The organism is Nonomuraea sp. ZG12 (assembly GCF_052068115.1).
GTDB lineage: Bacteria > Actinomycetota > Actinomycetes > Streptosporangiales > Streptosporangiaceae > Nonomuraea.
Genome location: NZ_JBQHCW010000029.1, coordinates 56,118 through 78,115, shown reverse-complemented (window position 1 = coordinate 78,115; position 21,998 = coordinate 56,118). Strand labels below are relative to the sequence as shown.

Here is a 21,998-nt window from a genome sequence, read left to right as displayed (position 1 = left end):
CTCGACGCCACCGCGTAGAGTCTCCTCCATGCAGGGCATGATCACTATCCGCGAGGCGGGGCCCGGCGACGGGGACGTCCTCGGCGAGATCCACGCGATCTCCTGGGGCATGTCGCACGGCCCGTTGTGCACGTCGAAGGTCGCTGCCGCCGGTATCCAGGAGCGGCGCACCAAGTGGGACGCCATCCTGGCCGAAGGCCAGGACACGATCCTGCTCGCGCTCCTGGACGATCTCCCAGGGGCCTTCGCCCGCTTCGGGGCCGCCTCCTCCCGCCCCGGCCTCGCGGAGATCCACACCTTCTTCGCCCACCCAGAGGTCTGGGGCCGCGGCCTCGCGGCGGCCTTGCTGGCCGCCACCTTGGACCGGCTGCGGGAGGCCGGCTATGACCGAGTGCATCTGTGGACGCTTCGGGATTCAGACCAGGCACGCCGTTTCTACGCCAAGAACGGCTTCGGCGAGACCGGCAGGCGACACGACCACGACTTCGGCGAGGGCCCTCCGATCGTCCTGGTGGAGCTCGAACGAACCGTGCCCGGCTCTGGCCTGTGACGATCGGACCAAGTTGGCTGCCTGGTCACCACGCACTGGCCGGACCTGCTGTGGCGGATGATCGGATCGCTGGTGACCGGGCGGGTCCGCGCGTACGGCTGACCCGTCGCCGGCATCTGTCCGTGCCGCGATTCCTGCGATAGGAACTGTGTACGGTCATCAGTCACGCACTCGGCTCCTATTGGTGTACACCAGCTCCCCGTACTCGGGGTGCCGGGCGATCCAGGCGGTGTAGAAGGGGCAGACGGCAAGGACCGGCGCCCCGGCGGCCCGGGCAGCGTCGAGCGATGTACGCACGAGTGCTCCCCCGATGCCTTGACCCTCATAGGCCTCCTCCACTTCGGTGTGGACGAAGGCGATGAGGTTCTTGGTGCGGATGTACTCCGCGAAGCCGGCCAGCTTATCGTCGACGTATGCCTCATACCTGTTGGCATCGGCATTGTCGACGATGCGCATGGTGTGCGGTCGGGAGTCGCTCATCTTCGTCCTCAGGTATGTGGTGGTCAGTGCTTGGGCCGCAGCGACGGTAGTCGTCGGGTCAGAGGGTAGCGCCCAGGGCGAGTTGAGAACGGCTGGGTGTCGTGGAGGCGGTGAGCATGGAGATCGTGTCGCGACCGCCTCGGCCTCATCGGTGCCGCAGCAGAAGGCGCTCATCCCCATCGCACGCCCAGCCCACTGGCCAAAGGGCCCGCGGCGGCCGGGTCCGGGTGTGGAGGGATGCATTCATCGCCGTTCCTCGATGCGATAGTACGTGTTTGGAGAGGGGGATGGAGCCCTCGGCGGCCGGACGCGCGCTTGCGGTCAGGCGTCCCAGGTGATCGGGAGGCTCTTGACTCCGTAGATGTCGGCGGTCTCCGGGCGCAGGGCGACCTCTTCGGCCGGTACGGCCAGGCGCAGGGTGGGGAAGCGGTTGAGCAGCGAGGGGAGTGCGACGCGCATCTCGACGCGGGCCAGCTGCTGGCCCAGGCATTGGTGGATGCCGTGGCTGAAGGCCAGGTGGCCGCCGTCCTGCCTGCGTACGTCGAGCGTGTGGGGGGCGGTGAAGCGCTCAGGGTCGCGGTTGGCGGTGCTCAGCGACAGGATGATCGTCGTGCCGGCCTTGATGGTGTGGCCGCCCAGTTCGATGTCCTCCAGCGCGACCCTCTGGAACTGTCTGGCGACGGTCAGATACCGCAGCAGCTCCTCCACGGCCCCGTCGGTGAGTGTGGGGTCGGCGCGCAGTGCAGCCAGCTGCTCCGGGTTCTGCAGCAGGGCGAAGGTGCCCAGCGCGAGCATGTTCGCGGTGGTGTCGAACCCGGCCGACAGCAGGATCAGGGCCATCCCCTGCAGCTCCTCGTCGGTGAGGTCGCTGTCGAGCAGGTCGCTGAGCACGTCGTCTGTGGGATCGGCGCGCTTGGCGGCCACCAGTTCGGCGAGGTACTGCTGGGTCGCGGTGTAGGCCGCGATCAGCTCCTCGTCGGTGACTTCCCCGCCGAGGAACTTGTCGATGTTGTCCTGGAAGCGGCCTCGGTCCGCGTACGGGACGCCCAGCAGCTCGCAGATGACGATGGCGGGGATGGGCTTGGCGAACGCGGTCACCAGGTCGGCCGACGGCCCGGCCTTCTCCATGGCGTCCAGGTGCTCGGCGGTGATCTGCTCGACGCGCTCGGTGAGCAGCCGCATCCGCCGTACGGTGAACTTGCCCACCAGCGGTTTGCGGTAGCGGCTGTGCTGCGGCTCGTCCATCAGCAGGAACTCACCGGGAGGCGCCGGCGGGACCTCGAAGTCGCCCATGTCGATGGTCGGGTGATGGCGCATGAGCTCCCTGCGGGAGCTGAACCGGGGGTCGGCCAGGACCGACCGGACCAGGTCGTAGCCGGTGACCAGCCAGCCCTGGTGCCCGTCCGGGAAGGGGAAGCGGCTGATCGGGCCGTGCTCACGGGCCTCGACCAGCTCCGCCGGCGGGTCGAAGGGACAGCCGGACTGACGCGCGGTCGGCATCGTCTCAAGGGTGTGGAGGGATTCATTCATGACTGTTCCTCGTTTCGCTGTGGTGCGTGTTCTCCTGCAGCCGCGATGAACTGTCGGCGGTGCCGAACTCGCAGGGGTATCGAACAGCGGCCGCTGTACGTGCTCCGGGTGGTCCACTCACGGGGCTGCTCTTGGTCATGGCAGTCGCGCCGCGATGAGCCTGTCCGCCGCGCTGATCCGGGCCAGGACGGGCTTGTCCAGCAGCAGGTCAGGAGATTTTGCGGCGGTAGGTGCTCATGGCGAAGGCGTAGGCCACGATGAGGATGCCGGCACACCAGCCGAGGGCGATCCAGAGGTCGGTGCCGACCGGTTGCTGGGTGAACAGGGCGCGGATGGTGTTGACGATGGAGGTCACCGGCTGGTGTTCGGCGAAGGCGCGCAGGGGGCCGGGCATGGTGTCGGTGGGCACGAAGGCCGAGCTGAGGAAGGGCAGGAAGATGAGCGGGTAGGAGAACGCGCTCGCGCCTTCCATCGTCTTGGCGGTCAGGCCGGGGATGACGGCGATCCAGGTCAGCGCCAGGGTGAACAGGATCAGGATGCCGGCGATCGCGAGCCACGCCTGCGGTGCCGCCGACGAGCGGAAACCCATCAGCAGGGCGACGAGCACGACCACGACGAGCGAGATCGAATTGGCGACCAGCGAGGTCAGCACGTGCGCCCACAGCACCGATGAGCGGGCGGTCGGCATGGATTGGAAGCGTTCGAAAATGCCGCCCTTCATGTCCATGAACAGCCGGAACGCGGTGTAGGCGATGCCCGAGGCGACCGTGATGAGCAGGATGCCGGGCAGCTGGTAGTTCACGTAGGAGTTGGAGCCGGTGCTGATCGCGCCGCCGAACACGTAGACGAACATCAACATCATGGCGACCGGCATGACCGCGGTCGTGATGATGGTGTCCGGGCTGCGCGCGATGTGGCGCAGGGACCGTCCCAGCAGGACGGTGGTGTCACCGAGGAAATGCTTGCTCATCGTGGCCCCTCACTTGTCACTGCGATGTGGTGCTTGCCGGCGTCGCCGTCCTTGCCGTCGGCGCCGACGAGGGCGAGGAAGACGTCTTCGAGGGTCGGCTGCTTCTCGATGTATTCGACCTTGGCGGGCGGCAGCAGTTGCTTGAGTTCGGCCAGGGTGCCGTTGACGATGATCCGGCCCTGGTGGAGGATCGCGATCCGGTCGGCCAGCTGTTCGGCCTCGTCCAGGTACTGCGTGGTGAGCAGCACTGTTGTGCCGTGGTCGGCGAGCTCTCTGACGGCCTGCCACACCTCGATGCGGGCCTGGGGGTCGAGTCCGGTCGTCGGCTCGTCCAGGAAGATGACCGGTGGGCTGCCGATGAGGCTCATCGCGATGTCCAGGCGGCGTCGCATGCCACCCGAGTACGTCGACGCCTTCCGCGCGCCCGCGTCGGTCAGCGAGAACCGCTCCAGCAGATCATTGGCGATTTTGCCCGGATTCTTGAGGTGCCGTAGCCGGGCGACCAGCACCAGGTTCTCCCGCCCGGTGAGGATCTCATCGACGGCGGCGAACTGCCCGGTGAGGCTGATGGACTCGCGTACGTCCGCGGCCTGCGTGGCGACGTCGTAGCCGTGGACGCGGGCGGTCCCGGTCTCGGCCTTGAGCAGCGTGGACAGGATCTTCACCACCGTGGTCTTGCCCGCCCCGTTCGAGCCGAGCAGGGCGAAGATGCTGCCCCGCGCCACGGTGAAGTCCACGCCGCGCAGCACCCGCAGGTCCTTGTACGACTTCTCCAGGCCTTGCACCTGGATCACGTCCTGCGTTGTCATCGAAGTTGTCATCAAAGGGTCCTCTCGTCTTTCCCGGTGTCTTCGCCGGCGGCGCGGGCGATGGCGCTGGTGAAGCGTTCACGCTCGCGGCGGATGTAGCTGCCGGCGGAGTAGTTCTGCATGAACGCCTCGACGAAAGCCACGGGGTCCTGCCCGAAGATCTCGCGGATCGGGGTGCCGTCCGCGGCGCTCCGCTCGAACAGGTCGGCGAGGTCGTCGAACATCGACGCCGCGTCGGCGCCGTCCCCGGGCCCGAAGTGCATCAGGTACCGCTCCAGCGCTTCGGCTGCCGTGCGATAGTCCTCGGGAAGCGCTTTGACGCGCGCCTTGTACTGCCGCCAGCGCTTCTTGCCCTCCAGCGACCCGGTGACCACCTCCAGGTACTGCAGCAAGCCTCTCTTCGGCTCGTTCGACCCTGCGTCCATGCCTACCTGCCTCCTTCGCGGAGCTGTTCGAGACGTTCTGCGAGGAAGCTCCAGGTCCTCCAGAACTCGTCGAGGTACTCCCGTCCGTGAGCGTTGAGGGAGTACACCTTGCGCGGCGGGCCCTTCTCCGACGGGACCTTCTGTACGGCGACGAGGTCGCGCCGCTCGATCCTGACCAGCAGCGCGTAGATGGTGCCTTCGGCGATGTCGGGAAAGCCCTGATCCCGCAGCCACGCCGTGATCTCGTAGCCGTACGCGGGCCGGCCGGACAGGATCGCCAGGACGATGCCCTCCAGCGTTCCTTTGAGCATCTCCGTCAACTGCTTGCCCATGGAACACCCCTCTTCAGGTACCTAGCGTTGCTTACTACTGGTACAAAGTAACACTGACTACTGGTACATAGCAACACTGAATAGCTGAGGCGGGCCGGGCTGAGGAGGGGCCCGACCGGACGTGAGTGCCGGCGTCGGTCGTCGATCGCCGTGCGGACGCCGCGTGCGCCGGGTGGATGTGCGGGACCAGCACGCTGCGGTCGTCAGTCAAGGGCGGCACCTTGTCGGCGACAGGCGCGGACGTGGGGGAGGAGGTCCGTCAGTGCTGCTGCGCGCCGGGCAGGCGGGGGAGCGGCGCAAGGGGCTGGCCCACGCGGACCCTGCACTGATGTGGCACGGAAATCAACACGCGATCAATGATGTGGTGATCGAGTGGAGCTATGAATCTACATTGTAAAGGGCATGACTTCAGAGGGCACTGATCAGGCACCTGGACACCGCCATCGAAGCCGGGGACCGGAAAATCGTCAGCGTTGAGGCGTTCCCGGCGGTGGATGGGGCCGTTGAGTTACTCGTGGACCTGAGCGTTCACGGTGGGATGCGCGTCGCCACTGTCCGCGCCCAGGCCCGCGAGCAGGCGCAGCCCGTCCTCGGCGGGGCTGCCGGGGGCCGCGGACAGCACCAGCAGCTCCATGCCTGACTCCTCCGGTAGTGCGAAGTTCTCCTGGTGCAGTTCCAGCAGTCCGACCAGCGGATGCCGGTACGCCTTGCGTCCATGGGTGCGGGCGCGCACGTCAGCGCGGGCCCAGAGGCGGCGGAAGCGCTCGCTGCCCATCGCCAGCTCGCCGATGAGCGAGGCCAGGCGGGGGTCGTCGGGGTATTTGCCGGCGGCCAGGCGCAGGTGCCCGACCACGTCGAGGGTGCATTTCTCCCAGTCCGCGTAAAGGCCGCGCTCGGCCTCCTCAAGGAAGATGTGCCGGGCGGTGTTCAGGCCCGGCATCGGCCGGCCGTAGAGGAGCCCGGCGATGTGGTTCCCGGCGAGCACGTCCAGGCGGTGGTCCACGATCATCGCGGGGGCGTCGGCGACCAGGTCGAGGACACGCAGCAGCTCAGGCCGGACCCGCCCGCCCGGTGCCTTCGCGCGGCGGCGGCGCTGCCGGGCGAGCCGGTAGAGGTGCCCGCGTTCGGTCTCGTCGAGGCCGAGGACGCGGGCGAGCGCGTCGAGGACCTGCTCGGAGGGCTGGGTCGCGCGGCCCTGCTCCAGGCGTACGTAGTAGTCGACGCTGACTCCGGACAGGTGCGCGACCTCTTCGCGGCGCAGCCCTTCGACCCGGCGGCGGCTGTCGGTGGGGATGCCGACGGCCGCCGGGTCGACCCGGGAACGCCGGGTCCGCAGGAAGCCCGCGAGATCGTCCATGCCCTCAGTATGGCCTCGGTGGTGCCGGTGAAGGTGGTCCTGCCGTTACCAGGAAGTCCCGTCCGATGGAAGAGGCGCCCCTGAATGCCGGGCGCCGCGGCGCCCAGAATCGAAGGCACCCGATTCGAAGGAGCCCCATGAAGACGCTGATCGTCTACGCCCACCCGGAGCCGAAGTCCCTCAACAGCTCGCTGAAGGACCTGGCGGTGTCCACATTGGAGACCGCCGGGCACGAGGTACGGGTGAGCGATCTGTACGCGATGAACTGGAAGGCGGTCGTGGACGCAGCCGACTACGGCCCCGAAGCCTCGAGTCCGCTGAAGGTCGCCCTGGACTCGGGCCGGGCCTTCGACGCCGGGACGCTCACCCCGGACGTTCTCGCCGAGCAGGAGAAGCTGCTGTGGGCCGACACGATCATCTTCCAGTTCCCGCTGTGGTGGTACACGATGCCCGCGATCCTCAAAGGCTGGGTGGACCGGGTGTTCACCTACAACTTCGCGTACGGCGTCGGCGAGCACAGCGACACCAGGTACGGCGAGCGCTTCGGCGAAGGCACCCTCGCGGGCAGGAAGGCCCTGCTGTCGGTGACCGCCGGCGGCCCGGAGTCGCATTACGCCGCTCGCGGGATCAACGGTCCCATCGACGATCTGCTGTTCCCGATCCACCACGGCATCCTCTACTACCCGGGCATCGAGGTGCTGCCGCCGTTCGTGCTGTACGGCGCCGACCGGATGACCGGTGAGGACTACTCGGACGTCGCCAAGGCGTGGGAGCAGCGCCTGCTCACCCTGGAGTCGACTGAGCCGATCGCGTTCCGGCGGCAGAACTTCGGTGACTACGAGATCCCCTCACTGCACCTGAAGGAAGGGCTGGAGCCCGCGGGCCGCACGGGTTTCAGGCTGCACGTACGCGGCTGACGCCGGCGATGGAGGACGCGGATGCTGACCTGACGTGGTTCGCCTGGTGAAGTGAGACGGTTCGGGCTACTGATACGTGAATCAAGGCAACGCTTCAGCTGGCTACCAGCCCCGCCGGTACCCGACGATCTTCACCACCGACGAGGCCAGTGCGGCCAGGACGAACGCCAGGTAGAGCGCATGAGCGATCCAGAAGTGCTCGGCCTTCGCCATCGTCAGGACCAGCGGCACGATCGCGGCGATGCTCATGACGTAGAACCCGACGTACTCACCCCGCCGGTTGATCTCCCGATCGCGCTCGTCGGTTCTGTCCGCGTCCTTGGGCGAGGCCATGGCGGCCACGACGGCCAGGACGATGCCCGCGCCGATCCCGACGCCGATCGAGGTGAGCATCGGCCCTACGTAGGCGATCCTCACCACGTCCGCACCCGGCACCTTGGACAGGACGGTCGCCAGGTAGGCGACCGGGACGACGACGCCGACCAAAGCAGAGATCCAGGTGCGCTTCTCCTCGGAGGACATGTCCCGCTCCCATGTACGAAAAACTAGACATGCCGAAGGTAAAACAGTCCCGACATGATGTCAATAATTTTTAACCTAGCCTGGGTCGGCTCGCACACCGGCGATCGACGGGTCAGCGACCGGACCGTCTTCCACAAGCGCTGCAGTCGATCCTGTACGGGAGCCCCAGAGAACGTGGCTCAAGCCTCGAAGTCGGTGAATCCGTAAGGGATATAGCCCTGATCGATCAGCTCGTCCTCGTCGAAGTCATCGTCATCGTGGAGGCCGTCGAGGTGATTCTCGATGAGCTTCACATAGTCGTTCTTCACCGCGATCTCGCCGACCAGTGACGGGACGTCGACGCTGTCCCAATCAACGGTGACCTTGATCGCATCGTCGAGTTCCCCGGAGAACATTCCGTCAGAGAGCGTCATCTCGACGTTGTCCCGGTCGTCCGTGTCGGTGTTGTATCCGGTCGGCTTGCCTGAGCCAAGGAAGGTGATGTCCGGATAGCCGTCGACCGAGACCGTGATGAACGGGTGGATGTCGATCGAGTGCACCCGTTCGCCCCGCTCGTACACATGCAGCGCCAGCTCCGCGCCGTACCAGCACAGCAGGTACACGTTGATGCTCTCGGAGAGCTCATATGCCAGATCGGCCTTGATCTCGTCGAGGCTGCCCCTGACGTAGTGGGCGTCCTTACGGGCCCCGCCTGGGGACACCCCGAAGGCCAGGTCGTAGAAGCTCTTGGGCGGCATGGCGGCCACCCTATAGCGGATGCCAATGGCGAACATCCGGCCTCTGAGCCGCAGTTATACGACGGCGTGACCCAGACTCAGAACTTGAGGAGTCTTGGAGGTGCGCAGACAACAGGTGGTGGGTCATGGTCGGCGTTGGGCGACTTCGCCGCCGCCTGAGGGCTTGGTGATGGAGCCGTCGACGGCGATCGCCTCGTAGGAACAGCCGAAGCGTGAAAGTTGCAGCAGCTTGTGGAAGACGGTCCGGTCGCTGACCCGTCGGCGGTGGCAGCCCAGCGGGTGGGACGGGTCGAACTCCGAGCGATAGGGCAGCAGAGCAGCGAATTGGTCCCACAGCGGCTCGGTCAGCCATGATGGCAGTGCAGGCACTGGTCCCCCGGATGATCGCAGAGTGTAGCAACTCCGTGATCAAGGAGCATGTGTCTGTCTTGTGGGGGAGAGGCCTCGTCAGCGCGGGAACCGCAGGAACATCGCCCCCACCCCCGGCGGAGGGTGGGGGCGAGCGGAGGTGCCCAGGTAGGTGGCGTGGCGGGCGATTGGGGCCGGTCAGGCGACGTACACGCCTTCGCCAGGCAACGTTCGCCGGGCCCGTCGTCGCAGGAGCCCGCGAGGTCGCTCAGGGCCTGCGGTCGTGAAAAGTGCGGCGCAGGTCGTTCACCCAGGCGTCGGGGTTCTCCCAGGGGATGAAGTGGCCGCCGTGGTCGTGGGCGTTGACGTTGACGTGGTTGAACCAGTCGCCCTGCGGGCCGGTCCTGAACGCCTGGACGCGCTCGGTGGCGGTGTGGATGCCGGGTGGGTTCTCGTATGTGACGAAGGTGAGGCCGACCGGGGCCTGCACGACCGGGGTGCGGTCGTGGGCGGGGGTCCAGGGATAGCGGTTGGCGTTGGCGTAGTAGCGCATCGACGTGGCGATGGAGTTGTTCACCCAGTAGATCGTGGCGTGGGTGAGCAGGTCGTCCTTGGTGAAGACGGATTCGACGTCGCCGCCATTGTCGCTCCAGGCGTTCCAGCGCTCCAACAGCCAGGCGAGCAGGCCGGCGGGTGAGTCGCTCAGCCCGTGGGCCAGGGTGGCGCCGTCGAGCATGTGCACGGCGAGGTGGGACGCCGAGCGGTGGTCCAGCTCGATGATCCGAGCGCGGATATCGGCGGGCTGGTCGTCGGTGAGGGGCCGATTCCGGGCGAAGTCCCAGGCCCGGGGGCCGGTGAAGAAGTCGAGCGGCAGCCCGGAGCCGATGTGGATGCCGTACAGCTCGTCTGCGTACTTGTGGCCGAGCTGGCTGGAGACGATCCCGCCGATGTCGCAGCCCCCGGCGGCGTACTTCTCGTACCCCAGGGTCTCGGTCATCAGGGTGTGCCAGAGGTCGGAGACCTTCCAGAAGTTGACGTCCGGAAAGCCGGTGAGCGGGCCGGGGAAACCGAAGCCGGGCAGAGAGGGCACGATGACGTCGAAGGCGTCGGCGGGGTCACCGCCGAACGCGGCCGGGTCGGCGAGTGGGTCGATCACCTTCGACCAGTGCCAGAACGTCCACGGCCAGCCGTGGGTGAGGATCAACGGGATCGGACGGGGGCCCCGGCCGGGCTTGCGCATGAAGTGCACCGGGACACCGGCGACGCTCACCTGGTAGTGCTCGTAGACGTTGATGGTGGCCTCGGCCTTGCGCCAGTCGTAGCCGTCCCGCCAGTAGGCGACCAGCTCACGGAGATAGCTGTCCGGGACGCCGTACGACCAGTCCCCATTCCCCTCGTCCAGCGGCGGACGGGTCGATGTGAGACGGGCGCGCAGGTCATCGAGGACCTCGTCGGACACATGGATCGGAACGGGCTTCAGGGGGAAAGCGGGCGGGGTGTTCATCTCGTGGTTCCTTACTGGTGTGCCGTCGGCCTGGTGGGCGGCGAGCCGTGATGGCCTTCCGCCAGAATTCTCCGGCCGCCCGGCTCGTTGGCAACGATCGAATGACTGTTTACCCGGTCGTCTTCGAGGAGGACTCGGGCACCTCCAGCCGTCTCCACCCCCTGGAGCACCTCACGTTCGACGAGCTGCTCACCTACTGCCTGATGATCAGGCGGTGAAACGAGGAGGCGGCAGAGACCCTCGGCCGTCGCGCCGTGATTCGAGGCCCCCTGCCGAAGGTTGTCAGCGGGCGAACTTCTCGATGGCGGCTGGGGTGACGGGGGTGAAGAAGTTGACGATGTTGCCGTCGGGGTCGCGGAACAGGAGCGCGCGGTTGCCCCAGGGCATCGTGGTGGGTTCGTTGACGAAGTCCTCCACGAAGCCGGTCAGGTTCTGGTGCACGCTGTCCACGTCGTCGACGAGGAACTCGATGATGACGCTGCGGTTGTCGGCCGGGTGAGCGGAGCCGGGCGCGAACAGAGGGACGGTGCGGGTGCCGGCGATCGCGAGGGTGGCCGAGGCGGTCCTGAGCTCGGCGAAGTCCTCGTTGGCCCAGCTCGCTCGCACTGCGGTGGCGCGCTCGTAGAAGTCGACGAGGCGGGCGACGTCGCCGGTGATGATGCGGATCGAGACGAATTCCATGGGTTCTCTCCTGGTCGGTCGGTGCTTATGACCGCACGCTACGCCGTATACCGGGCAGAATCCGCCCGGTATCTGCGGGAGACTTCTGGGTATGTCCCGGCCCATTGCTCGCGTGCTCACCCTGCTGGAGCTCCTGCAGTCGGGAGGCATTCGGACCGTGGCCGAACTCGCCGGCCGGCTCGGCGTGGACGAGCGCACGGTGCGGCGGTACGTCGACCACCTCGTCGACCTCGACGTGCCCGTCGAGTCGGTGCGCGGCCGCTACGGCGGCTACCGGCTCGCCTCCGGTTACCGCATGCCTCCGCTCATGCTGAGCGACGACGAAGCGCTTGCCGTGCTGCTCGGCCTGGTCGCAGGGCGCCGAGCCGGCTTGATGACGGCCGCGGGCACGGCGAGCGAGACGGCAGCGGCGAAGATCCGGCGGGTGCTGCCCGAGCGGCTCGGTCGCAGACTCGACGCCGTGCTCGGCTCCATCGCCTTCACAGCTCCAGCCGGTGAGCCGACCGCCCCGGAGGCCGCAGTCCTGCTCTCGATCGCCGACGCGGTGAGCCACCACCGGCCGATCTCGATCCGGTACACCGCCGCCGACGGCCGGCACAGCGAACGCACGTTGCACCCGTACGGGCTCGTCGCCCACTCGGGCAGGTGGTATGTGACGGGCGCCGATCCCGCGATCGGCGAAGACCGGACGTTCCGGCTGGATCGCATCGCGAGTGCGAGGACCCTGCCCGGCTCGTTCGAGCCGCCCGACGGATTCGACGCGGCGGAGCGGGTCCTGACGGGGCTCGCCACCACTCCGTACCGGTACGAGGTGACTCTGCGGGTCCAGGGGACGGCCGAGCAGATCCGCACCCGGCTTCCCGCCGGCATCGCGACCGTGGCGGAGCCGTCGTCGGTGAACGGCGCAGAGTCGGACCCCATGCACTGGTCCCGCGTCGAACTGCGGGCGGAACGGCTCGACTGGTTGCCCGCCGTGCTCGCGTCGCTGGACCTGCCGTTCGTCATCGAACGACCGGACGAGCTCCGTGACCTCGTCGTGGCACTCGCCGGCCGGCTCACGCAATCGGCCCGGCGAAGTTCGCCCGCGTAGGCGACAGTCCGGACGAGCCAGGGCGGCCCCTTCTACCGGACGCTTTTCACCTGCAGGATCATGAGCGCTCCGATGAGCGAGAGCAGGCCGCCGGCGACGAACAGGGCGGGATAGCCGCCGAGGTTGGCGACGATCCGCGAGCCCGCGAACGGCGCGCCACGACCTGGGGCGCGTTCAACGCGATATGGAAGAGCCCGAGGTCGCGCCCACTGTCCTCGGCCGCGGGCAGGACCAGGGTGACCAGCGCCTGGTCGACTGAGAGATAGGCGCCGAAGCCCACCCCGCCGATGGCGGCGCCGGCCAGCTGGACGGTCCAGGTCGGTGAAAGCAGTGGCAGCGCGACCGACACGCTGACCATCAGCGATGAGATGAGGAGGAGACGGCGAAGTAACCGAGGAACATCACCGCCCGCGAGCTGAACGCCCACGCGTAGTCCCGTGAGCGAAGGCCGGCCAGCGCGGACATGAACTGGGTGCGCAGCGATGCGCGCTGCGGCGGCTCGCTGCCAGGAAAGTGCTCGCGGCTGAGAATCGCGAGCAGCGCGGACGTCGCGAGGAACGATCGTGGGCGCCCTTTCCAGGATCTGAAGTGCGGCGTACCGGGCGAGGTTGAACAGGAACATCGCGCCCAGAAGCGCGCCGAGGCGGCGGCCGGTGTGAAAGCCGGCGCCTCGGCCACCGCGGCCGATCGCGTGGCGGGTTGCTCAGGTGGATCGGTTCACGTGTCCGGCTGTTCGGCGTGGCTTGATTCGGAGTGACCGGATGTGGCTTTCAATGGCGGGACAGTCATGTGACGGCACCTGCCCCGGTGACGGTCCGAATCAGGATGGTGTCGTCAGCCAAGACGGTCCCGGCCTGCCTCCGGGAGCCGTCGCAGCTCAGGCGGGGCACTGCCTCGCATACATGGACGGAGTCCCACATGCCCACGATCACGACCGAAGACGGTACCGAGATCTTCTACAAGGACTGGGGGAGCGGGCAGCCGATCGTCTTCAGCCACGGCTGGCCTCTGTCGTCGGACGACTGGGACAGCCAGATGCTGTTCTTCCTGCTGAACGGCTACCGCGTCATCGCCCACGATCGCCGCGGGCACGGCCGGTCGGCTCAAGTCAGCGAGGGTCACGACATGGACCACTACGCCGACGACCTGGCCGCCGTCACCGCGCACCTTGATCTGCGTGACGCCGTTCACATCGGACACTCCACCGGCGGCGGGGAGGTCGTGCGCTACCTCGCCCGCCACGGCGAGTCGCGCGTCGCCAAGGCGGCGCTCCTCGCCGCGGTGCCGCCGTTGATGGTGCGGACCGACGCGTACCCCGGTGGCCTGCCCAAGAGTGTCTTCGACGACCTGCAGAGCCAGCTCGCGGCCAACCGCTCGGAGTTCTACCGGGCCCTCCCGTCCGGCCCGTTCTACGGTTTCAACCGGCCGGGTGCGGAGCTGTCGGAGGCGCTCGTCCAGAACTGGTGGCGGCAGGGCATGATGGGCAGTGCGAAGGCCCATTACGACGGTATCGTGGCGTTTTCGCAGACCGACTTCACCGAGGACCTCAAGAAGATCACCGTGCCGACGCTGGTCATGCACGGTGATGACGACCAGATCGTTCCCTACGAGAACTCGGCTCCGCTGTCGGCCGAGCTTCTGCGGAACGGCACGCTGAAGACGTACACAGGCTTCCCCCATGGCATGCCGACCACCCATGCCGAGACGATCAACGCCGACCTGCTCGAGTTCATTAGGCAGTGAAGTTCAGCGCGGCGGGCGATCGGTTCGGTGGCGGGTTCGCCGACGAGGCGGGACAAGGTGCCGCTGTCTCGCGGGGAAGTCAGATGAGGCCGCGGCGGCTGGCCTGGGCGCCTGCCTGAAAGCGGGTCTCGGCGTCCAGTTCGTCCAGGAGGTGACGCAGGCGGCGGCGGAGGCTGCGCGGGCTGGTGCCGAGTTGGCGGGCGATGGCGTCGTCCTTGAGTCCGGCCGAGAGCAGTGTCAGGAGTTGGCGATCCTCCTGGGTGAGCTCCGCCCACTCCTCGCCGCGGCCGGGGCCGGAGGCCGGCTCCGGCGCGTCGTCAGGGAGCGTGGATTGAGAGCCCATCGGCAGCGCCTGCTTCCACAGGTGCTCGAACAGCTCGACCAGGGCCACCACCATGGTGGACCCCTTGATCAGCACGCCGCGCGTCAACGGTGGATCCATGTGCAGCGGCATCACCGCTCGCCAGCGGTCGACGAGCGCCATCTTGAACGGCAGTTCGGGCAGGACCCGCGCCTCCTCGCCGGCCTTGACCAGGCTGCCCAGCTCCTGCAGCGCTCCCGCGTGATCGAAGGCCTCCGGCACGTAGATGGTCCGATAACGGACGCCTTTGCGGAGCAGGGCGGTCTGGAGCGGGTTGTGATAGTCCAGCACGTACGGAGGCCGGTCGAAGGTCAGCACCTCCTCCTTGGCCTCCTGCTGCAGCCGGACGTACCAGCGCGCCTGCTCCTCGGGCCCCGCCAGGACCTCGAACTGGCCACCCTCCTCAAGATCCTGCCCGGCGGTACGGAAGGCCGCCTCCAACTGGTCGGCCGTGTCGGTGAGCCGGTCCAGGTCGCTCTGCAGGCCGCGCACCAGCGAGCGGATGGCGGTCCCCGGGTTCGTCGCCGTCCAGCGGGGTGACCGCCCCCACAGGCGGCTGACCAGGCCCCTGGCGCGCAGTCTGCTCAGTGACGTCTGGATGCGCCCCGGGTTCTCCCCGCTCCGCATGACGAGCTCCTGCACGGTGATACCGGGGCAGGCCAGCACCTCGCGGTAGATCCGCTCGTCGAACGCGCTGACCCCCACCACCGCCAGCGCCGGGCCCTCATCAAGCATGCCTACGATCTTGGCCACTTCCGGCAGTTGCCGCAATAGGCCACATGAACCTCCTTGTCACCAAAATTAACAAGCCATTAGAAATCGGGATGTGCTTCAGAGAACTGCTCTTACCGGCGTCGTGATAGCGGCCCTGGTGGCCGCCGCCACACCGGCCCAAGCGACACCCACCCCCACCCCCTCGGCCTCCTCCCGGACAGGGCAGGTCACCGGGGTTGCCGGCCCCCCTAAGACGATCACCCTCATCACCGGGGACAAGGTCACCCTCCGCCCGATCCCCGGCGAGCAGACCCGGCTCGACGTCGAGCCGGGCCCCAGCAGGGAGAAGGTCAACTTCGTCCACCGCCGGGGCGAGGAAGGGCTCAGCATCGTCCCCGTCGATGCGATGCCCCTTCTGGCCGCGGGCCGGCTGGACCCCCGGCTGTTCAACGTCACCCAGCTTGCCTCGCTCGGCTACGACGACGCCACCACGCCGGCGCTCCCGCTGATCGTGACGTACCCCGCAGGCACCGCCGCGCTGCGCGTCGCGGGCGGGCGTCCGCTGCCCGCGGTCAACGGTACGGCGCAGAGCGAGCCGCGCGCCGCCGCGGGCACGCTCTGGAAATCCCTGACCGCGGAGGCCAGATCGGCGACCGCGCCCGAGAAGATCTGGCTGGACGGCAAGGCCAAGATCTCCCTCGACGTCAGCGTCCCGCGCATCGGCGCGCCCCAGGCATGGGCGGCGGGCCACACCGGCAAGGACGTCACCGTCGCGGTGCTCGACACCGGCTACGACCCCGGCCACCCCGACCTGCAGGGCCTGGTCACCAAGACGGAGAACTTCACCTTCGAGCCCGATGTCCGCGACCTCAACGGCCACGGCACTCATGTCGCCACCACGATCGCCGGATCCGGCGCCGCCTCGGGCGGCAAGCACAAGGGCGTCGCTCCCGACGCGAGGCTGCTGATCGGCAAGATCTGCGAGCAGAGCGGAAACTGCCCGGACTCGGCCATCATCGAGGGCATGACCTGGGCGGCGCAGAACGGCGCCCGCGTCGCGAACCTCAGCCTCGGCAGCCTCGACACTCCCGGCATCGACCCCCTGGAGCAGGCCGTCAACACGCTGTCGGAGCAGTACGGCACGCTGTTCGTCATCGCGTCGGGCAACGACGGCCCCCAAGCGCTCGGCTCGCCGAGCAGCGCGGACCACGCGCTGTCGGTCGGCGCCTCCCAGCACGAGACCGACACGGTCGCCGGGTTCAGCAGCACCGGCCCGCGCGCCGGCGACGCCGCGGTCAAGCCCGACCTGATCGCGCCCGGCGTGGACATCGTCGCGGCCAGGGCCGCGGGCACCTACGCCGGCGCCCCGGTGGACGACTTCCACACGCGCATGAGCGGTACGTCCATGGCCACCCCGCACGTGGCGGGAGCGGCGGCGATCGTCGCCGGCCGGCACCCCGACTGGAAGGCCGGCCAGATCAAGGCGGCGCTGATGGCCTCCACCGCCCCCGGCGACGAGCTCGGCGCCTACGTCCAGGGCTCCGGCCGCGTGGACGTCGCCCGCGCCGTCACCCAGCAGGTCACGGCCGAGCCCACCTCGCTGAGCATGGGGGACATCGAGCTGCCCGTTCCCGCGCCCAGCGAGCGCACGCTCACCTACCGCAACGACGGCGACACCGCCGTCCGGCTGGACCTGAGAGTGACGGCCAAGGACGGCCAGGGCGAGCCGGTGACGCCGTTCAAGCTCAGCGCCACCACGGTGGAGGTGCCCGCCCACGGCACCGCGCAGGTCAAGGTGACCGCCGAGGCCACCGCGCTCGGCACGTACAGCGGTACGGTCATCGCCACCGACGCCGAGGTCTCCGTGCGCACCGGCATCGGCATGCGGGTGGAGCCGGAGAAGCACGCGCTCAAGCTGAGCTTCATCGGCTCGGACGGCAAGCCCGCCCAGGTGGCCTTCGCCGGGGTCATCGACCTCGACGCCAAGGAACAGCGCAACTACGACATCTCCAGCGGCGCACTGGATCTCAGGTTGCTGAAGGGCCACCGCTACACGGTCGTCACCCTCATGGCCGACCAGGACGGCGCCGTGGTGATGGCCGCGGACCCGGAGTTCACGCTCGACGCCGACCGTACCTTCACCGCTGACGCCCGTGAGGCCGGACAGGTGGACGTACGGACGGAGGAGCCGACGGCACGGCTGGCGCTCGGCATGCTCGGCATGCTCCAGCTCGTCGACGGTATGCAACCGCTCGGCGTGGACGTCGACCTGCGCGGCATGCGGGGCGCCGACCGCGTCGAAGGCATCAAGGCCATCCCCACGACCCGAACGGTGAGCAAGCAGTTCGCTTACTACAGGTGGACGCAGTGGGCCAAGCCGAAGGGTGATGGCGGCTACGACGACAGCCCGTACTTCTACCACCTGATGAAGGCCGAGCCGCGCATCCCCGCCGACCCCGGCTACCGCCCGCGCCACCGCGATCTCGCGAAGGTCTCCTCCACGTACGGTACGCAGCAGGACGGGAAGCAGGGCGAGCACTTCGCCCTGCCCGTGCTGTACGGGAAGGAGCTGGCATGGACGCCCTACGGCGAGGTGTCCCGGTTCTCGCTTCCCTTCACCAGGACCGAGTACTACACGCCCGGCGACACCAGCTGGTACCCGTCCTTCGTCCAGTACCAGGTGCCGCCGATCGGGTGGGACGACCTGGACCAGTTCTTCTTCCACAGGGCCGACAAGACGATCACCTACCGCGCTGGACAGAAGACCTCCGATCGCTGGAACACCGGTGTCTTCGCGGCCTCGCTGACCCCGGGTGGCGACTACTCCTGGCGTGATGAGAACTGGCTGCAGGTGAGCGCCGAGCTGTTCGGGGACGGCAACCCCGACCGCCACTCCTTCGCCGACTACAGCAACCCGCAGGCCAAGCTCTACCGCGACGGCAAGGAGATCTACACCGCCGATCACCTGTCCACCACCCTCCAGATGCCGGTCGACCGGAAGGCGGCCGACTACCGGCTCACCATGACCGCTGACCGCCTCCCGGCCGCGACGAAGCTGTCCACCCGGGTCAGCGCCGAATGGCGGTTCCGGTCGAAGACCCCCGAGGCGGGCAAGCGGCAGTTGCTGCCGCTGATGGCCGTCAAGATCAACCCGGATCTGGACGCCCACAACCGCGCGGAGGTGGGCCATATGCGCATCCCGCTGCGGGTCCAGCGCCAGGAGGGCTCACCTGACCTGAGGGTCAGCAAGCTCACCGTGGAGATCTCCTACGACGACGGCGGCACCTGGCTGCCCACGCTGGTGCACCGCTCCGGCAAGGGCGCCTGGGCCGCCGAGACCCGCCATCCGGCCGGCACGCACGGCAAGTTCGCCTCCTTGCGCGTCAAGGCGGCCGACACCGGCGGCAACTCTTTCACCGAGACCGTCATCAGGGCCTACGAGATCAAGTGAATCCAGGGACCCCGCCGCGCCTGCCGGGCGCGGCGGGGTCCCGTCTCCGACGTCGGAGGAGCACGGCGCGGTGATCCGGCGGATAGATGTGAGGAAGGATCATGAGATCGCCCTTCCCACGATGACTTGATTGGAGTGTCATGACGCTGACTATCTCGGAGGAACCTTGGGACAGTGTCGACGGAGACCGTCTGCGTAGCGCGATGGAAGCGGAACTGGCCGCCCGCTACGGCATCCCGGACCAGGAGACCGACAAGCCCACCGCGGAGAACGCCGACGTGTACCTCATCGCCCGCGACACCGCTGGCAACGCGACCGGCTGCGGCGCGCTGCGCCTGCTGCCCGACGGCACGGCCGAGATCAAGCGGATGTACGTCACGCCCCAGGCTCGCGGCACAGACGTGGCCACGAGCATCCTGCGTAACCTGGAGGAGCACGCTCGCCGACGCGGGCTCGACACTGTGCAACTGACGACCGGCGACAAGCAGCCCGACGCGATCCGATTTTACGAGCGTGAGGGCTACGAACGAACCGACGGGTACGGTCCCTACGCCGGCCATCCCATGGCCGTCTGCATGGCCCGCCGGCTTGCCTGAGCTTGGCGCGGAGGGGGCCGCAGCGAAGTGCCCGGTCCCGGGCCTCCCGCCGCTGGCCGCCCTGCGGTCATTGGCGCCGACCGCGCCGGGCGGGTGGTCACTGACGATGTGGCAATCGAACGGCGCTTTTAAATCTACATTGTAAAGGGGTGCTCCCTTCTCAAAATCACCCCACAGATCCAACAAACCCTGGCCGCAACGTGAGTCCCACAAAGCTCTCGCTGATCGGGAGGAAGCACGCGATGGCGTCGCCTGCGACGGTCCAGGAAAAGCCATGGCGACCAGGGCCGTCAGGTTGTGACGAGCTCACTGAAGGACCTTGAGCAGCTGGTCGGCCAGGACGGCTGCCGAGGCGGGGTTCTGGCCGGTGAACAGGGTGCGGTCAACCACCGTGTACGGCTTCCACATCTCGCCCTTGGTGAAGTCGACGCCCAGGTCGATGAGCTCGTCCTCCAGCAGCCAGCGGGCCTTCTGGCCGAGCCCGACCGCGTTCTCCTCCTCGTTGGTGAACGCGGTGACCCGGTAGCCGGCGAAGGGCGATACGCCGTGGATCCTGGTCGCCAGCATCGCGGCCGGTGCATGGCAGACGATGGCGAGGGGCTTGCCGGAGGCCAGCGCCTCGGTCAGCAACCGGCCGGCGTCCGCGTCGACGCACAGATCTTCCATGGGGCCGTGGCCGCCCGGGAAGTAGACGGCGTCGTAATCCTCCAGGCGGGCGTCCGCCAATCGGATCGGACGCCGCATCACCTCCGCTGAGCGGATGATCGCCTCCAGATCAAGCGCGATCTGAGGACTGCCGGCCAGCTCGGGGCGCAGGCTCATCATGTCCACGGTCGGGACCACTCCGTTGGGGGTGGCGACCACGATCTGGTGCCCGGCGTCGGTGAGCGCCTTGTACGGGGCCGCGAACTCCTCGGCCCAATATCCCGTCGCGTGCCTGGTGCCGTCCTTGAGCGTCCAGTACGCCGTTCCGGTCATGACGAAAAGTAGTTTCGCCATTGGGCAACCGCCTCCCCGTCGTGCATCTGATGCGGTTGGTGCGGGTCTTACAGTGAGCATCTTATGTCCGGGTGTGACCGAGGCCACAGGCCGGGGGGCCAGGATGCGGAGCCGGACGACCGCCGCGTGTCGTCCACCGCGAGGTCGCATGTGCGTGGAGAACGGATCTGTGAGCAGGCGTTTCACCTGCGAGGACCTCACCCCGCCGGATGCGGGACCTGACCCGGGTCACCCGGGCACGGGCAGGCCACCGCCTCGCTGATCGTCGGCAAGTGGTCGGCCGCCAGCGCAACAAGGGCGAGTCCTTGCACGCGCTGAGCCGCGACCTGCACTACGCCCAGCAGGGCACCATGCTCCATGAAGGGAGAAGGCGCAGGCGGTTTGAAGGCGATCGCCGGTGCGCACGCGTGAGGATCTATCGAAAGGTGGACGACCGGCGTCATGCCTCTCGGCGAGGCTGAGGGGCATGAAGAAGACGATCATTGCCGTGCTCGGCGCCATACTGCTCCCCGTAGCAGCGGGGACGCCGGCGGTGGCGGATATCGGGCTGGCCTGGCAGGACTGCGGAGACGGCCTGCAATGCGACCGGATCACCGTGCCCGCCGACTGGGCCGCTCCCAAAGGGAAGCAGATCACGCTGGGGCTCGCCAAGCTTCCCGCGCGTGACCCGGCCACCAGGAAGGGCACGCTTGTCCTCAACATGGGCGGTCCCGCCCAGCAGATCTCGATCCTGCGCCAGATGAAGGGCACCTTCGCCGACCTGACCCAATGGTTCGACGTGGTGCTCTTCGACCCGCGCGGGTTCGAGGCGAGCACCGAGGTGCGCTGCCCCAACCCGGCGCCGTATCCCACCAACGGGGAGTGGGTGTTCACCAACCGCGCCGCCTTCGCCCAGTACACGAAGCAGAACCACCGCTTCGGCAAGGGATGCGCCGAAGCCGCCGGCCCGCTCGCGGGCAATCTGAACAGCTGGCAAGGGGCCCGCGACCTGGAGGCGGTCCGGGTGGCGCTGGGCGAGCGGAAGCTGAACTACTTCGGCAACTCCTACGGCGGCGTCCTCGGTGTGGCCTACGCCGAGTACTTCCCGTCCCGCGTCGGCCGCATGTATCTGGATAGTCCGATCGACCACACCAACCGGTCGTGGGATGAATGGGTCCTGGCCAGAGCGAAGGTCAAGGAGGACAACCTGCACCGCTTCGCCGAGTGGTGCGCCACCGACCGGAGTTGCGCGCTCCACGGCCGCGACGTGCTCAAGGTGTGGGACGAGGTCATGGCCCTTGCCGCCAAGCGGCCCATTCCCGCGCCCGGTGCCGGAGCAGGTGCCACGGCCGGCGCGGCCCTGATCGCCTCCCGCGCGACTGTCTCGTTCGATGCGACGTGGCCCGAAGTGGCCAAGTCCCTGGCCGAGGCGGACGCGGGTGACGCCACCCGGTTCGCCAAGCCGTTCGCCGGGGCGCCCGACCCGGACCTCAGCAGGATCACGATGTGCGCCGACTTCCCGTTCCCGACCGCATACCGTGAGGTCAAGGCCATGGAGGCACGGCTGAGAAAGACCGCGCCGCGCATCGGCTGGACCATGGCCTGGCCGATGGCCGGCCTCTGCACCGGACTCCCGAAGAAGACGTCCTACCCGCCCCATCCGATTCGCCCACGCGGCCTGCCGTCGATCTTGATCGCCAATGGCGAGTACGACGACACGGCGGCGCCCGCGTACGGACGCCGGATCGCCGCGCAACTCGGCGGCGCCCGCTACCTGGCGGCCAAGGGCGGTCACGCGCTCTACTGGAGCGGCAACCCCTGCGTCCGCGACCACGTGCACCGCTACCTGACCACCGGGCAGCTCCCGCCCAAGGGCACGACCTGTGGTCCGGCATCGTCGTGA

At 68.1% G+C, this 21,998-nt stretch carries 23 protein-coding genes and 1 pseudogene; 9 read left to right on the top strand and 15 right to left on the bottom strand.

Features of this window, described 5'->3' with window-relative positions:
• Positions 1-28 precede the first annotated feature (28 nt).
• Positions 29-550 (top strand): N-acetyltransferase family protein, encoded by a 522-nt coding sequence (locus tag ACTMTF_RS42640; protein WP_441115793.1) that lies wholly within the window; start codon positions 29-31, stop codon positions 548-550.
• A gap of 159 nt (positions 551-709) precedes the next feature.
• Here ACTMTF_RS42640 and ACTMTF_RS42635 read toward each other — a convergent pair whose 3' ends face one another.
• The 6 genes from ACTMTF_RS42635 to ACTMTF_RS42610 form a co-directional block, all read right to left on the bottom strand.
• A complete protein-coding gene (locus ACTMTF_RS42635) occupies positions 710-1,006 on the bottom strand; it encodes a GNAT family N-acetyltransferase (RefSeq protein ID WP_441115792.1) in 297 nt (98 codons plus the stop codon).
• Positions 1,007-1,351: 345 nt separating this feature from the next.
• On the bottom strand, positions 1,352-2,560 hold the full coding sequence (locus tag ACTMTF_RS42630; RefSeq protein WP_441115791.1) for a cytochrome P450: 1,209 nt from the start codon (positions 2,558-2,560) through the stop codon (positions 1,352-1,354).
• 208 nt (positions 2,561-2,768) lie between these two features.
• Positions 2,769-3,530 carry an ABC transporter permease gene (locus tag ACTMTF_RS42625; RefSeq protein WP_441115790.1) on the bottom strand — a complete coding sequence of 254 codons (762 nt, stop codon included), beginning with the start codon at positions 3,528-3,530 and terminating at the stop codon, positions 2,769-2,771.
• Positions 3,527-4,339 (bottom strand): ABC transporter ATP-binding protein, encoded by an 813-nt coding sequence (locus ACTMTF_RS42620; RefSeq protein ID WP_441115789.1) that lies wholly within the window; start codon positions 4,337-4,339, stop codon positions 3,527-3,529. Before ACTMTF_RS42620 ends, ACTMTF_RS42625 begins: the two co-directional genes overlap by 4 nt.
• Before the next feature lie 11 nt (positions 4,340-4,350).
• The gene (locus tag ACTMTF_RS42615; RefSeq protein WP_441115788.1) at positions 4,351-4,731 is read right to left on the bottom strand and encodes a DUF1048 domain-containing protein; all 381 of its coding nucleotides are present in this window, start codon (positions 4,729-4,731) and stop codon (positions 4,351-4,353) included.
• Between the two features lie 35 nt (positions 4,732-4,766).
• The gene (locus ACTMTF_RS42610; protein WP_441115787.1) at positions 4,767-5,096 is read right to left on the bottom strand and encodes a PadR family transcriptional regulator; all 330 of its coding nucleotides are present in this window, start codon (positions 5,094-5,096) and stop codon (positions 4,767-4,769) included.
• 262 nt (positions 5,097-5,358) lie between these two features.
• Here ACTMTF_RS42610 and ACTMTF_RS42605 point away from each other — a divergent pair, with 262 nt between their 5' ends.
• Positions 5,359-5,493 (top strand): hypothetical protein, encoded by a 135-nt coding sequence (locus tag ACTMTF_RS42605; protein WP_441115786.1) that lies wholly within the window; start codon positions 5,359-5,361, stop codon positions 5,491-5,493.
• Positions 5,494-5,604: 111 nt separating this feature from the next.
• Here ACTMTF_RS42605 and ACTMTF_RS42600 read toward each other — a convergent pair whose 3' ends face one another.
• Entirely contained in the window at positions 5,605-6,453 is an 849-nt protein-coding gene (locus tag ACTMTF_RS42600) for a helix-turn-helix transcriptional regulator (protein WP_441115785.1), read from the bottom strand.
• A gap of 137 nt (positions 6,454-6,590) precedes the next feature.
• Between ACTMTF_RS42600 and ACTMTF_RS42595 the strand changes: the two genes are divergently transcribed.
• Entirely contained in the window at positions 6,591-7,370 is a 780-nt protein-coding gene (locus ACTMTF_RS42595; protein WP_441115784.1) for an NAD(P)H-dependent oxidoreductase, read from the top strand.
• A gap of 102 nt (positions 7,371-7,472) precedes the next feature.
• Here the strand turns inward: ACTMTF_RS42595 and ACTMTF_RS42590 are convergent, their stop codons facing one another.
• The 5 genes and pseudogenes from ACTMTF_RS42590 to ACTMTF_RS42570 form a co-directional block, all read right to left on the bottom strand.
• Positions 7,473-7,892, bottom strand: coding sequence for a DUF6442 family protein (locus ACTMTF_RS42590; protein WP_441115783.1), 420 nt, complete (start codon positions 7,890-7,892; stop codon positions 7,473-7,475).
• Between the two features lie 179 nt (positions 7,893-8,071).
• The gene (locus ACTMTF_RS42585; RefSeq protein ID WP_441115782.1) at positions 8,072-8,629 is read right to left on the bottom strand and encodes a hypothetical protein; all 558 of its coding nucleotides are present in this window, start codon (positions 8,627-8,629) and stop codon (positions 8,072-8,074) included.
• Positions 8,630-8,755: 126 nt separating this feature from the next.
• Positions 8,756-8,998: pseudogene (locus ACTMTF_RS42580) on the bottom strand (IS5/IS1182 family transposase); the annotation flags it as partial.
• Positions 8,999-9,245: 247 nt separating this feature from the next.
• On the bottom strand, positions 9,246-10,481 hold the full coding sequence (locus tag ACTMTF_RS42575; protein WP_441115781.1) for an epoxide hydrolase family protein: 1,236 nt from the start codon (positions 10,479-10,481) through the stop codon (positions 9,246-9,248).
• Positions 10,482-10,763: 282 nt separating this feature from the next.
• Positions 10,764-11,162 carry a VOC family protein gene (locus ACTMTF_RS42570; RefSeq protein ID WP_441115780.1) on the bottom strand — a complete coding sequence of 133 codons (399 nt, stop codon included), beginning with the start codon at positions 11,160-11,162 and terminating at the stop codon, positions 10,764-10,766.
• A 91-nt stretch (positions 11,163-11,253) separates the two neighbouring features.
• On the opposite strand from ACTMTF_RS42570, the gene ACTMTF_RS42565 reads away from it, so the two are divergent.
• Positions 11,254-12,252 (top strand): helix-turn-helix transcriptional regulator, encoded by a 999-nt coding sequence (locus ACTMTF_RS42565; RefSeq protein WP_441115779.1) that lies wholly within the window; start codon positions 11,254-11,256, stop codon positions 12,250-12,252.
• Between the two features lie 58 nt (positions 12,253-12,310).
• Here the strand turns inward: ACTMTF_RS42565 and ACTMTF_RS42560 are convergent, their stop codons facing one another.
• Positions 12,311-12,679 carry a hypothetical protein gene (locus tag ACTMTF_RS42560; protein ID WP_441115778.1) on the bottom strand — a complete coding sequence of 123 codons (369 nt, stop codon included), beginning with the start codon at positions 12,677-12,679 and terminating at the stop codon, positions 12,311-12,313.
• Positions 12,680-12,715: 36 nt separating this feature from the next.
• Between ACTMTF_RS42560 and ACTMTF_RS42555 the strand changes: the two genes are divergently transcribed.
• Together ACTMTF_RS42555 and ACTMTF_RS42550 are read left to right on the top strand one after the other, a co-directional pair.
• Complete coding sequence (locus ACTMTF_RS42555; protein ID WP_441115777.1) at positions 12,716-13,009, top strand: hypothetical protein; 294 nt, start codon at positions 12,716-12,718, stop codon at positions 13,007-13,009.
• A 161-nt stretch (positions 13,010-13,170) separates the two neighbouring features.
• Complete coding sequence (locus ACTMTF_RS42550; protein WP_441115776.1) at positions 13,171-13,995, top strand: alpha/beta fold hydrolase; 825 nt, start codon at positions 13,171-13,173, stop codon at positions 13,993-13,995.
• Between the two features lie 79 nt (positions 13,996-14,074).
• Here ACTMTF_RS42550 and ACTMTF_RS42545 read toward each other — a convergent pair whose 3' ends face one another.
• A complete protein-coding gene (locus tag ACTMTF_RS42545) occupies positions 14,075-15,091 on the bottom strand; it encodes a TrmB family transcriptional regulator (protein WP_441115775.1) in 1,017 nt (338 codons plus the stop codon).
• 91 nt (positions 15,092-15,182) lie between these two features.
• Here ACTMTF_RS42545 and ACTMTF_RS42540 point away from each other — a divergent pair, with 91 nt between their 5' ends.
• Positions 15,183-18,521 carry a S8 family peptidase gene (locus tag ACTMTF_RS42540; protein WP_441115774.1) on the top strand — a complete coding sequence of 1,113 codons (3,339 nt, stop codon included), beginning with the start codon at positions 15,183-15,185 and terminating at the stop codon, positions 18,519-18,521.
• 203 nt (positions 18,522-18,724) lie between these two features.
• Positions 18,725-19,117 (top strand): GNAT family N-acetyltransferase, encoded by a 393-nt coding sequence (locus tag ACTMTF_RS42535; protein WP_441115773.1) that lies wholly within the window; start codon positions 18,725-18,727, stop codon positions 19,115-19,117.
• A gap of 306 nt (positions 19,118-19,423) precedes the next feature.
• Here the strand turns inward: ACTMTF_RS42535 and ACTMTF_RS42530 are convergent, their stop codons facing one another.
• On the bottom strand, positions 19,424-20,116 hold the full coding sequence (locus tag ACTMTF_RS42530; RefSeq protein ID WP_441115772.1) for a type 1 glutamine amidotransferase domain-containing protein: 693 nt from the start codon (positions 20,114-20,116) through the stop codon (positions 19,424-19,426).
• 466 nt (positions 20,117-20,582) lie between these two features.
• On the opposite strand from ACTMTF_RS42530, the gene ACTMTF_RS42525 reads away from it, so the two are divergent.
• On the top strand, positions 20,583-21,998 hold the full coding sequence (locus ACTMTF_RS42525) for an alpha/beta fold hydrolase (RefSeq protein ID WP_441115771.1): 1,416 nt from the start codon (positions 20,583-20,585) through the stop codon (positions 21,996-21,998).